Genomic DNA, 12,511 nt, shown 5'->3' on the forward strand with positions numbered 1-12,511 from the left:
TAATGATTAACTAAATACGCTGGTCTTTAATCTCATTTATAATTTCAGGATTTAATAGGGTAGATGTGTCCCCAAAATTACTAAAATCACCTTCGGCTATTTTCCTTAAAATCCTACGCATAATCTTTCCGCTTCTCGTTTTAGGTAAGGCAGATACAAACTGAATTTTATCTAATTTAGCGATAGGACCTATGGTATCTGCTATCAGGTGATTGATTTCTTTTCTCAGATTTTCTTTATCTCTACTTTCTCCAGTATCTTTTAGTATCACAAAGCCATATAAAGCATTTCCCTTAACTTCATGAGGATATCCAACAATGGCTGATTCTGCCACGGCAGGGTGTATGTTAATACTATCTTCTATTGGTGCAGTACCTAAGTTATGTCCAGATACGATAATAACATCATCTACACGTCCTGTAATTCTGTAATAGCCTACCTCGTCTCTTAAAGCTCCATCTCCAGTAAAATATTTACCTGGGAAAGCTGAAAAATAGGTTTGTTTGTACCTCTCGTGGTCGCCCCAAATGCTTCGTGCTATGCTAGGCCAAGGGAATCTAATACATAAACTACCATCAACTTGGTTCGCTGTAATTTCGTTTCTTTTATCGTCCATAAGTACAGGCTGTATTCCAGGTAGTGGTAGGGTAGCATAAGTAGGTTTGGTAGGTGTAACAAATGGAATAGGAGCAATCATAATTCCTCCCGTTTCTGTTTGCCACCAAGTGTCTACAATAGGGCATTTTTTCTTACCTACGTGGTCGTTGTACCAATGCCAAGCCTCGTCGTTAATGGGTTCACCTACGGAACCAATTACTCGTAAGCTAGATAAATCGTGTTTTTCTACCCAGTCCGAAGATTCCTTTGCCAAAGAACGGATAGCGGTGGGAGCAGTATAAAACTGAGTAACTTTATGTTTTTCTATAACTTCCCAAAATCGGTCAGGTTGTGGATAGGTAGGTACACCTTCGAAGATAACAGTTGTAGCCCCGTTAGCTAAAGGACCATATAAAATATAGGAATGCCCTGTAATCCAACCTATATCGGCGGTACACCAATAGATGTCGTTTTCTTTGTAGTTAAATACATTTTTAAAGGTATAAGCCGAGTAAACCATATAACCGGCACAGGTATGAAGCATACCCTTAGGCTTACCAGTAGAACCAGAAGTGTAAAGGATAAAAAGAGGATCTTCGGCATCCATAATTTGAGGAATATTGTCTACAGGAGCAGCGTTATACAGAGGTTCTAACCAAAAATCTCTTCCTTCTTTCATGTTGATAGAGTTATGAGTTCTTTTCACTACAAGAATTTTTTCAACGGAAGGTGTTTGTTCTGTAGCTTCATCAACAATAGATTTAAGGTCTAAAACTTTATTACCTCTATAACTTCCATCAGAACAAATCATCATTTTGGCTTCACAATCGTTAACTCTAGAGGCTATAGCAGAAGCTGAAAACCCTGCAAAAATAACCGAATGTATGGCTCCTATCCTAGCACACGCCAGCATAGCAACGGCTAATTCTGGAATCATAGGTAGATAAATACAGACTCTATCTCCTTTCTGTATGCCTTGGGCTCTCAGTACGTTGGCCATTTTGCCTACTCTCTCATACAAATCGTTGTAGGTGATGTATTGAGTAGCTTCCTCAGGATTGTTCGGCTCCCAAATAATGGCATTTTTATCGCCTCTTTCGGCAAGATGTCGGTCGATACAGTTTTTGGTAATGTTGAGTTTGGCATTTTTAAACCATTTTATTTTAGCCTCATGCATATCATATTCTACAACTTTACTCCATCTTTGATACCAAACAAAGTTTTCGTCGGCTATTTTGTCCCAAAACTTTTTAGGATTTTTTATAGACTTTTTGTACTGTTTAAAGTAATCTGGTAGATTTTCAATAACATAATTTTTCATATATTTTTACTTTATATAAGATTATCAAAAAATTACTTACTATTTTAATTTATGAGTTTACTAATATAGTAAAAAATATTAAATTATGTGAGTTTGGCAATTTTTAGTTTGTAGTCTTTTTAATTTTGAGCAAATAGAATCGCTTTTAGTATCTTTGTAGCACAGATATTTTAAGAGAGATGAATTGGGATAATTTAAAGATAAGCATTAAAACTTTTTACGGATTAGAAGACGTCTTAACGGAAGAGGTAAAAAAGCTCGGTGGGAGAGAGGTTGAAACTAAAAATAGAGCGGTAAATTGCGTAGGCGACTTGGGATTTCTCTATAAAATTAACTATGCCTTGCGTACAGGAGTTAAAGTTTTAGTACCTATCCTAGAGTTTAAGGCTTATAATGAGCAAAAGTTTTACGATAAATTATCTCGTTTCCCTTGGGACGAATTTATGAATTTGAGCCAAACCTTTGCCATAGATGCGACAGTGCATTCGGAGAGGTTTACCCACTCCCATTTTATGACTCTTAAGATGAAAGACGCTATAGTGGATTACTTTCAGAATAAATATCATAAACGCCCAGATGTAGCTCCGAAAAATCCTGATATTAAATTCCATCTACATATTGATAGAGATATGGTGGTAATTTCTTTGGATTCTTCTGGCGACCCTCTCTTTAAAAGAGGCTACAGAAAGGAGCAAGGGGTAGCACCAATTAACGAAGTATTGGCATCTGGAATGCTACATTTGGCAGGTTGGGACGGCAAAGGTAATTTTTTAGACCCTATGTGTGGTAGTGGTACATTACTGATAGAAGCTGCTATGCTGGCAATGGATTTACCAGCTCAATTATTCAGAAAAAAATTTGCATTCCAAAATTGGAGAAATTATGATGAAGAACTTTTTATTAAGATAAAAGAGTTTAGAATCAATAGGATAAAAGAGTTTACAGGGAAAATCATAGGCTACGATATAGACCCAAAAGCTTTGGCTGTAGCAAGAACTAATATTGAAGCTGCAGAGCTAGAAGATGTGATTGAACTAAAGAAACAAAATTTCTTTGAGACAGAAAAAGAGCACTTTCCACTTTTAATGGTATTTAATCCACCTTATGACGAGCGAATTAGCATCAATGATGAAGCATTTTACAAAAAAATAGGAGATACCTTTAAACAAAATTATCCTAATACTTTGGCGTGGCTTATCAGTTCAGATTTAGAAGCGGTTAAAAAGTTGGGGTTAAGACCTAGCCGAAAAATAAAATTGTATAACGGTAAATTGGAAACCAGATTCCTGCAATACGAAATGTATGAAGGAAGTAAAAAAGCCAAAAATCAAAACTAAATATCCTTTATTTCTATGCCTAGTATTTCTATCATTATTGCTATCTATAATAGGAAAGACGAACTTTTTGAATTGTTAAATTCCTTATCTTGTCAGACGGATAAAGCGTTTGAAGTGATTGTGGTAGACGATGGTTCGGTTGTAGATTTACGACCTACAATAGCATTATTTGAGGAAATGCTGAACATTCAGTTTTTTAGGAAAGAAAACTCTGGTCCTGGTTTAACGCGAAACTACGGTGCAAGGCGTGCCACAGGCGATTGGCTGGTATTTGTGGATAGTGATGTGATTGTGGAAAATAACTATATAGAAGAAATAAAAAACAATATTTCTAAAACGTCTTGTGATGCCTTTGGTGGAGCGGATAAAGCCCATAGAGGATTTAACCTTATGCAGAAGGCTATTTCTTATTCTATGACTTCCGTTTTTACAACAGGAGGGATTAGAGGTAGCAAAAAAGCGGTATCAAGATTTCAGCCGAGAAGTTTTAATATGGGGGTTAAAAAATCGGCTTTTGAGCAGGTAGGAGGTTTTTCAGAAATGCGTATAGGAGAAGACCCAGACTTGTCTATGTCGTTATGGGAGGCAGGCTATAAAACGGCTTTTTTTGATAGCATTGGGGTGTATCATAAACGCAGAACCGATTTAGGTAAATTCTCAAAACAGGTTTATCAGTTTGGGATTGCACGACCTATTCTCAACCAAAGACACCCTAAGTATGTAAAGCCTACTTTTTGGTTTCCTAGTTTGTTTTTGATAGGCTATATCATAGGATTTTTACATTATTTTATTTGGCATAATGGCTTATTACTTGGGCTTTACGGTTTGTATACTTTTGTAGTTTGGATACACGCACTTATAAAGACTAAAAACATCAGTATCGCTACAATGGCAGTTATGGCAACCTATGTGCAAATGTTTTCGTATGGTTATGGCTTTCTTAAATCTTGGGTAAAGCTGAATGTTCTAAAACAAGACCCTAAAGAAGCATTCCCAAGTCATTTTCATAGATTTTAATCTTCGTCTTCGTATTGTTCAAGGTAGTAGGAAAAGCTAAATCCATCTATCTCCTCATCAGCCTCTTCAAGGGTAGCCAAGAGGTCTTCAAAATCTTCCAGTTGCTCTACAGTCATATTTACAAATTCTAGGTGTAGAGGAAGTTTTATATCTCCACTAATGGAGTCGTAGAGGGCATCTAGATTATTCCCGAAATAATCAGGAAGAGGTAATTTTTCTTTTAATTGAGAGTAAAAATCTTCTTCATCACCAATATTAAAAAAATCTATATATACAGTTTGCATAATCAATTCTAAGTTGAAAAAATAATACGACAAAGTTACTAAAAATTATGCTTAAAAATAGGTTAAGCAAAGCCTTTAGTTTAACAATTTATTCGGAGTAATACTCGGAAACTCATCTATTTTTATTACTTTTACGGAATAAATTATAAATTTTAATCAATGAAAAATATTGCATCAGTATTGCTTTACGGTTCGGCAGGACTATCGGCAGTCGCTTGTACAACTATGGAAAAAACGAAAACATCAGCGGATATTCCTGTGCCTGCAGGTAATCCTTTTTTAGAAAAATCTAAACTACAATATCAAGCTCCAGAATTTGATAAGATTAAAGATGAGCACTTTAAACCAGCTTTTGATTATGGTCTAAAAGTACAGGAGCTAGAAGTACAGAAAATCAGTGAGAATACAGAAGCTCCAACTTTTGAAAATACCGTATTAGCATTAGAAAACAGCGGTGAAGTACTCAAGAGAGCACAATCTCTCTTTTATAACTTAACGGGGTCTAATACTAACGATAAGTTACAAGCTCTACAACAGGAGTATGCTCCAATTTTTTCGGCGCATTCGGATAAGATTTACCTTAACTCTAAACTTTATGAGCGTATCAAAAAAGTGTACGAAAATAGGGGAGGGCTTAATAGCGAAAGCCAAAAGTTAGTAGAATATTACAAACAAAACTTTGATATTGCAGGAGCTGGACTTTCTGACACTAAAAAAGAAGAGCTTAAAAAAATTAACGGAGAATTAGCCTCTCTTTCAACACAATTTTCTAATAAGCTATTAGATGCAAGAAAGAATGGAGCGCTAATTATAGACAGTGTTAAAGAACTAGATGGACTTTCATCTGATGAGATAGCTGCCGCAGCACAAGCAGCTAAGGAAGCAGGGCACGAAGGGAAGTATCTTTTATCATTATTAAATACCACCCAACAACCGCTATTGCAAAATTTAAAAAACAGAGCAACGAGAGAAAAACTATTCAAGGCTTCTTGGTACAGAGCAGAAAAAGGTAATGCTGATGACACTCGTTCAATTATAGAAAAATTGGCAAGATTAAGGCTGAAAAAAGCCCAAGTTTTAGGTAAAAAATCTTTTGCAGAGTGGAAACTTCAAGACCAAATGGCTCAAAAGCCAGAAGAGGCACTGAACCTTTTGGCTCAACTAGCAAAACCAGCAGTAGAAACAGCTAAAAGAGAAGCGAGTGAAATCCAAAAAATCATTGATGAACAAAAAGGCGGGTTTGAACTAGCACCTTGGGATTGGAATTTCTATGCAGAGCAAGTAAGAAAGGCAAAATACGATTTAGATGAAAACGAAATTAAACCTTATTTTGAGGTAACTACTGTTTTGGAGAAAGGAGTTTTCTATGCGGCTGAAAAATTCTACGGAATTACGTTCAAGGAAAGAAAAGATTTACCTGTTTACCACCCAGATGTAGTGGCTTACGAAGTATTTGATAGAGATGGCAAATCTATGGCGCTTTACTATTTAGACTTCTACACTCGTAACAACAAGAATGGGGGAGCTTGGATGAGCAATTTTGTGGAGCAATCTAAAACTCTAGGGCAAAAGCCAGTGATTGTAAATGTATTTAATTACCAAAAACCAGCTCCAGGTAAGCCTTCGCTGATTAGCTATGATGATGTAACTACGATGTTCCACGAGTTTGGACACACTTTGCACGGTTTGTTTGCAGACCAAGATTATGTGAGCCTTTCGGGGACTAATGTGCCTAGAGATTTCGTAGAGTTTCCTTCTCAAATCAATGAGTTTTTTGCCTTAGAGCCAGAGATACTTAAAAACTATGCACTGCACTATCAAACTAAACAGCCAATGCCACAGTCTTTAATTGATAAGATTAAAAAGGCGTCTGCTTTTAATCAAGGTTATTCTACAACGGAGTTGGTAGCAGCAGCAACATTGGATATGGCGTGGCATTCGGTAACTAGTGAGGAGCAGTTTAAGCCTGCTTTGGATTTTGAAAAAGAAGCCCTTAATAAATATGGTCTATTGGTAGAGCAGGTTCCACCGAGATACCATTCGCCTTATTTTGCTCATATTTGGGGAGGAGGTTATTCGGCTGGGTACTATGCCTATATGTGGAGTGATATGCTAAATTCTGACGCTTGGGATTGGATTAAAAATAACGGAGGAATGACTCGTGCTAATGGTGACCGTTTCAGAAAATATATTCTTTCTGTAGGGAATACCAAAGACCTTAATAAGGCTTACAAAGAGTTTACAGGTAGAACTCCTGACCTAAAACCTTTGTTAAAAGATAAAGGGTTTATTAAATAGATAGAATACTACAATCATTATAAAAGGGTGGTCTCATTTTCAAGACCACCCTTTTTTATTAGAGCAAAATGCTGATGACAAAGGTACTATACAAAAAGTATTACTACCCATTTAAAAACTTCCAAACTTCATCAGCAATTATTTGTTTGGTATTTATTTGACAACTTAAACGCTTTAATTCTTCGGCGCGCCTCTTGAATTGAGGATACTCCAAAACTTCTTTGACACTTTGTCGAATGGTGTTGGCGCTCCACTTCCAATTCGGTATTCGTTTTGCCATTCCAAAATGACTAAGATGTTCTAAGTTTATTTGTTGCTCAGGCTGGGTAGCCAATCCAACCAAAGGAGTGCCGCTTGTAATGGCAGTTTGTAGTGTGCCTTGCCCACCATGGCAAATCACCATATCGGCTTGTGCATTAATTTCTGTGGCGTTGATAAATTTATCGGTAATATATACATTATCACTTTTTGAAAGTTTGCGAGCTTCGTGAATATCACAAATGGCAGGCGGTGATAAAATAATGGCTTTCCAATTTAAGCCTACTCCTTCGTTAAATACTTTTATAACTTCAACCAAATGTTCTTTGTTTCCAGAAGTTCCCAGCGTACAAAATATTCTTTTTTGATGGGACGATTTTAACCATTCCAAGATTTTTGGGTCTGTGTTTTGGTCTGAAATTGTTTTTGAAAATAAAGGTCCCGTGAATTTGAAATGTTCTGGATAGCCTTCCGTCTTATAGAAAAATGGAAAATCATTGATAAGATATAAATCAGATCGAAGCATATCAAAGGTATTTCTTAGGGGGTCTTTTTTATTCCACCCCAATTTTAGAGCTGCTTTGGCGATGATGCGATGCCTCAGTGCAGGATTGTTGAGTTTAATTTTTTGAGGTAAGGCTTGAATGATAAGTTTTTGAACCGCTCTGGGAAGTCTTGCTGCTATTAATTCATCCGGAAAAGAATGAATCTCGTTGAGAAAAGCCTCATTAAGTGGCAACGGCAAAAAAGCAATGCTGGGCGTATTGGGCAGCACCATTCGTTTGGCGATACTTGCAATGGGGTAGAACCCGTGAATGAGTGCATCTGGTTTGAGTTGCTGGTAAGCTTTGATTTCGTTCTGTAAATAGTCTAATGCAATTTCTCCTTTACCAATTAACTCTCCAAATCTTGTTTGAAAATCGTCATGAAAATTAGCAAAGTTTGTTTTTGGTTCAATGTTTACAATTTCAAATCCTTCTTTTTTTGCGGTTTTATCAAAGCTACCACCGTGCGACAAAAATATCATTTGTAAATCCATATTCTGAGGTCGGGTCTCTCTGATAATTTTAGCTATTTCTAAAGAACGCGTAGCCTCGCCACCATTTTGAAAAATGGTTGAGATAAGGATTTTGAAATTTTGTAAACTTGTTTTCATTTTTATATTTAACATAATATAAATTATAGGAAATTTATTTTAAGGATTTTACAAATGTTTACAAGAAAGAATATCTATTATAACACACAGGATATTTTATAAAAAATAAAGAGACCAGTTGATACCGATCTCTCTAAATATTGTCAATCTTATAAACCTATATTAGTATTTATTTTAAATTTCTTAGTTATATTCTTAGGAATACCATCTTTGTGAAGTAAAATTCCTGTTGTTTTATATAACACATACGGTTTGGTTACATAAAGATAACCTTCATAATCGTTGGTTGTTCCCCAAGAGTTTTTTACCATATAATATTCTTTACCAGTCTGGTCTTTAGCAATCCCTACAATGTGCATACCGTGGTCGTCGGTTGTGCTAAGATTGTTAAGAGCTTCCTGACGCATTTCTTCCGTAATTTTTTTATCAGGTTTTGGACCTTTAAATAAATCTTTTTTAGTAGCTGCATTAAGATTATCCAAATCCAAATCTGGTACATAAGCTACCCCATTTTTATATGAGAAATAAGGTTCAGATACATCTGTTGCCCAACCTACAGTGTGTCCATTTTTGATAGCATAATCTATAATAGTCGTAAGATCTTCCATCGGGACATTCCACATAGTTTCGTGGCTCCAGTTGTCTGGAATAGGCACTACAAATTTTTCATAATAAGCATAATCTTTATATGACGATATACCTACATAATCTTCTGGAACAATTCCTACTACTTCTTTGGCAAAGGTTTGAGGTGTGTATTGTTTGCCTTTATAAGTAAATTGAGTGGGATATTTACCCAAATAACTATCCAAAATAGCATCTATATTAGATAACCAATTAGACGATAATTTCCCTGATGGATTTTTAACATAAGCGTCTAGCATTGATTTTATAATTGCTTGCATTTCAGAGAAATTATTTCTCGTTTTCCCTTCCTTTAAACCAGAATACACTTCTTGAGGAACTGCACCATATTTGCGATACATATTGATAACATCGTGTAATTCGCCACCATCTCCCCAAGAAATAGCTCCATTATTAAGTACATAAAGTTTGGCTTTATCGTGATAAGAATTTCTAGCAGTAAATATTTCCGCTAAATCTACAGGAGTTTTTCCCATTCTTATCATTTCAGATTCTAGGAAAGAATTTCCAGAATAGCTCCAACAAGTTCCCGAAGAACCTTGGTCTTTTACTGGAGTTACTCCATTCTCTTTAATTACCGTAAATTTAAAATCAGGATTTTCGGATTGGTTGTTTTTTAGACTATTCACCAAGCCATCTTGAGCAAACGCAAAAGTCGCACAAGATACCATCGCTAAAGTTGTTAGTTTCGTTTTTATCATAACATATAAGTATAAAAGATTAATTTTAGTACAAAATTTTTAATTTTTCGGTTGAAACTTCCACCAATATAGGCGAAGTTATTTCGTTGTATTCACCGTCTAGATGCCAATCTTGAGCATTCGCCTCAAAAGAGAAACTTTCTTTTTTCAAAAAGGTTACAAATCGGTCGTTTTTTAATTGCTTTCTAAACATTCTCACTGCAAATATCGGAGAGTACCAAAGTGGAAATTTTTTAACCAAAACTAAATCCAAAAGTCCATCGTTAGCCAATGCCTTCGGAGCGATGTAAGCGTGATTACCAAACTGTCTAGTGTTTGCAATATTAAACATCAGATATTTACCATTATATTTTTTCAGTTCTTCTTCTTTAAAGTTAATTTGAATAGGACTATATTTAAAAAAAGTTTTAATACTCGTTTTAATATAATTGGCAAACCCTCTATTTGTATTTTCAAATGCTTTGGTAACCGCACCATCAAAACCAATACCTGAAACATTGATGGAAAGATGACCATTCACCGTAAAAGTATCTACTTCTCTAATTTTAGGATTTTTTATTTTGTTGATTAAAGAAATGGGATCTTTAGTAAAATCCATTTCGTAAGCAAAACCATTGCCTGACCCTGCAGGATAAATTCCTAAAATTTTATCTGTGCCTATCAGTTTTTTAGCGATACTAGAAATAGTACCATCACCGCCTACGGCAATAAAAATATCAACTTTTGAGAAATTATTTTCTATAAATATTTCTGTCCCTTTTACTGAATCAGAGATATAATACAACGCTTTGGGAAACTCCTTTTCCATTTTTTTTAGAAATGACTGATATTTTCCCTTTGCCGAAAAAGGATTGATGATAAATGCTAAATTCTGCATAACCCAACAAATATAATACTTTTTTAGCTTCTATATAAATTCTGAACCAAATATTTGTGTAAAGTGTTTTTTTATTTTTTCCTTTAAATCTGCTATTTCTTCATCAGTAAATTTTCGTTCTAGCTCTCGCTCCATAGAGGTTACAGATTTATCTTTTATCCCACACGGAATAATGTATTCAAAATACCTTAAATCCGTATTCACATTAAGTGCAAAGCCGTGCATAGTAACCCATTTAGAAGTTTTAACGCCCATTGCACATATCTTTCTAGCATAAGGTTTACCTACATCTAGCCAAACCCCTGTTTCCCCTTCGGAACGCTCTCCTTTCAAGCCATATTCTGCAATTACCCTTATGATAACTTCCTCTAAACTACGCATATAAGCGTGTATATCTGTTTTAAAATTATCCAAATCTAAAATAGGATAACCTACAATTTGTCCAAAGCCGTGGTAGGTTATATCTCCTCCTCTATTAGTTTTTATAAATGTAGCATTAATCTCTTTTAACTTGTCTGTATTTGCCAACATATTGTTTTCATTTCCACTTTTTCCTAAAGTGTATACATGAGGGTGCTCCACAAATAAAAAATAATTAGGTGTTAGCTCCTGTACTCCATCTACCCTATCTCTATTTTTGAGTTTTAGCTCTATAATTTCTTTCATAAGATTTTCTTGATACTCAAACGCATCAGGGTAATCCATCAAACCTAAATCTCTAAATTTTAGCTGTTTATTGTATTTTTTATCCATGAATTTTTTTGTAAACTAAATTAAAAAACAAAAGAAGACCTCATCTAAAAAGGTCTTCTCATTTTGTTAAATTTCTACTCTGCTTTTTTAAGGCTCATAATGAACTCCACCATATCATCCGCCTCTTCTTTAGATGTTTGAGGGTGTGGTTGCATCGGTATTTGTCCCCAATTGCCACTACCACCATCAATAATCTTTCTTGATAACATTTCTAAATCTTCTTGAGTGTACCTCTCGGCTATTTCCCTAAAAGAGGGACCTGCCATTTTTTTTTCAACACTATGACAACTCAAACAATCTGAACCTTTTATCAACTGATAACCTAGGTGCTCCAAATTTGGCTCTGTTTTAACCTCTGAAACCGTTTGTATCTCTTCTATCACAGTCTCTGTTTGGGTAGTTTCTTTTTGGGAACAAGAAAATGATACCAAAGCTAATACTCCAATATAATAATAAGTATATTTCATACGGGTTATTTTGTAGCGGTAGAATCGGCTACTGGCGTAGCTTCTGTTGTAGCAGGAGTACTTGCCTCTGCTTTAACTGTATCAACATCTACAGCAACCTCTGGTTCTTGAAGCATTACATTACTTTCTGTGTTTGCATTTTCTTTTTTAGAACACGCTACTGAAACTAAACCTGAAGCTAAAGCTATCATAAATATTTTTTTCATAAAACTAAATATTACATTATTCCACAAAAGTAATAATTTTTGATAAAATTAAATCTCAACTGTGTTAAATTAAACTCATTCTAAATTTGAGACCATAATATAATCTATCATTTTAATGCTTACCTTTGCCTCGAGATTATGTTCAGAAAGTCTATTATATACGGTTTTATCATATGCTATCTTATTTCTTTTTCAGAAGTGAGAGAAGTTTTTAAGTTACCTATACTACTAGAACACTTTATAGAACACAGAAATGACAATCCAAAAATGTCTTTTGGGCAGTTCATCACGCTTCATTATCTTAGTGGAGATGTACACGATGATGATTATGAAAAAGATATGAAACTTCCATTTAAGTCTCAAAATCATAACATTTCCACCTCTATCGTATTGGCGATGCCTACGAATTTTGATTTTAAAATAAAATCATCTAAGATTTATAAAGAAAAATCCCAAAACTTCTGCTATTCCGATAGTTTTACTACTGATAATAGTGATTTGATATTTCACCCTCCAAGGTTAGTTTAATTTTACACTAGGGAACATTTTCTTTTATAGTTCCTTGTTGTTTGTTTGGTTAAAATAATTATTTTA

The 12,511-nt window shown here is 34.9% G+C and carries 12 protein-coding genes; 4 read left to right on the top strand and 8 right to left on the bottom strand.

Going from position 1 to position 12,511, the window contains the following annotated elements:
- Positions 1-10: 10 nt before the first annotated feature.
- Positions 11-1,918 carry an acetate--CoA ligase gene (acs, locus tag D1003_RS01395; protein ID WP_153935425.1) on the bottom strand — a complete coding sequence of 636 codons (1,908 nt, stop codon included), beginning with the start codon at positions 1,916-1,918 and terminating at the stop codon, positions 11-13.
- A gap of 179 nt (positions 1,919-2,097) precedes the next feature.
- Here acs and D1003_RS01400 point away from each other — a divergent pair, with 179 nt between their 5' ends.
- Together D1003_RS01400 and D1003_RS01405 are read left to right on the top strand one after the other, a co-directional pair.
- Positions 2,098-3,255, top strand: a complete 1,158-nt coding sequence (locus tag D1003_RS01400) for a class I SAM-dependent RNA methyltransferase (protein WP_153935426.1) — start codon at positions 2,098-2,100, stop codon at positions 3,253-3,255.
- A 15-nt stretch (positions 3,256-3,270) separates the two neighbouring features.
- Positions 3,271-4,272: a glycosyltransferase family 2 protein gene (locus D1003_RS01405; protein ID WP_153935427.1), complete on the top strand. Its 1,002-nt coding sequence runs from the start codon at positions 3,271-3,273 to the stop codon at positions 4,270-4,272.
- Here the strand turns inward: D1003_RS01405 and D1003_RS01410 are convergent.
- Positions 4,269-4,556, bottom strand: a complete 288-nt coding sequence (locus tag D1003_RS01410; RefSeq protein WP_153935428.1) for a barstar family protein — start codon at positions 4,554-4,556, stop codon at positions 4,269-4,271. The two genes, D1003_RS01405 and D1003_RS01410, sit on opposite strands and share 4 nt — an antisense overlap.
- Before the next feature lie 159 nt (positions 4,557-4,715).
- On the opposite strand from D1003_RS01410, the gene D1003_RS01415 reads away from it, so the two are divergent.
- A complete protein-coding gene (locus tag D1003_RS01415; RefSeq protein ID WP_153935429.1) occupies positions 4,716-6,854 on the top strand; it encodes a M3 family metallopeptidase in 2,139 nt (712 codons plus the stop codon).
- A 103-nt stretch (positions 6,855-6,957) separates the two neighbouring features.
- Here the strand turns inward: D1003_RS01415 and D1003_RS01420 are convergent, their stop codons facing one another.
- The 6 genes from D1003_RS01420 to D1003_RS01445 form a co-directional block, all read right to left on the bottom strand.
- Positions 6,958-8,268, bottom strand: coding sequence for a glycosyltransferase (locus D1003_RS01420; RefSeq protein ID WP_185148321.1), 1,311 nt, complete (start codon positions 8,266-8,268; stop codon positions 6,958-6,960).
- Positions 8,269-8,417: 149 nt separating this feature from the next.
- Positions 8,418-9,614: an aminopeptidase C gene (locus D1003_RS01425; protein WP_153935431.1), complete on the bottom strand. Its 1,197-nt coding sequence runs from the start codon at positions 9,612-9,614 to the stop codon at positions 8,418-8,420.
- Positions 9,615-9,639: 25 nt separating this feature from the next.
- Positions 9,640-10,491 carry a diacylglycerol kinase family protein gene (locus tag D1003_RS01430; RefSeq protein ID WP_153935432.1) on the bottom strand — a complete coding sequence of 284 codons (852 nt, stop codon included), beginning with the start codon at positions 10,489-10,491 and terminating at the stop codon, positions 9,640-9,642.
- A 30-nt stretch (positions 10,492-10,521) separates the two neighbouring features.
- Positions 10,522-11,244 (bottom strand): lipoyl(octanoyl) transferase LipB, encoded by a 723-nt coding sequence (gene lipB / locus D1003_RS01435; RefSeq protein WP_004918904.1) that lies wholly within the window; start codon positions 11,242-11,244, stop codon positions 10,522-10,524.
- Positions 11,245-11,318: 74 nt separating this feature from the next.
- On the bottom strand, positions 11,319-11,711 hold the full coding sequence (locus D1003_RS01440; protein WP_014938650.1) for a c-type cytochrome: 393 nt from the start codon (positions 11,709-11,711) through the stop codon (positions 11,319-11,321).
- Between the two features lie 5 nt (positions 11,712-11,716).
- Positions 11,717-11,917: a hypothetical protein gene (locus tag D1003_RS01445; RefSeq protein WP_038694119.1), complete on the bottom strand. Its 201-nt coding sequence runs from the start codon at positions 11,915-11,917 to the stop codon at positions 11,717-11,719.
- Between the two features lie 138 nt (positions 11,918-12,055).
- Here D1003_RS01445 and D1003_RS01450 point away from each other — a divergent pair, with 138 nt between their 5' ends.
- The gene (locus D1003_RS01450; protein ID WP_014938648.1) at positions 12,056-12,445 is read left to right on the top strand and encodes a hypothetical protein; all 390 of its coding nucleotides are present in this window, start codon (positions 12,056-12,058) and stop codon (positions 12,443-12,445) included.
- Positions 12,446-12,511: the final 66 nt, after the last annotated feature.

Origin of the sequence: Riemerella anatipestifer (genome assembly GCF_009663465.1) — a bacterium.
Taxonomy (GTDB): domain Bacteria; phylum Bacteroidota; class Bacteroidia; order Flavobacteriales; family Weeksellaceae; genus Riemerella; species Riemerella anatipestifer_C.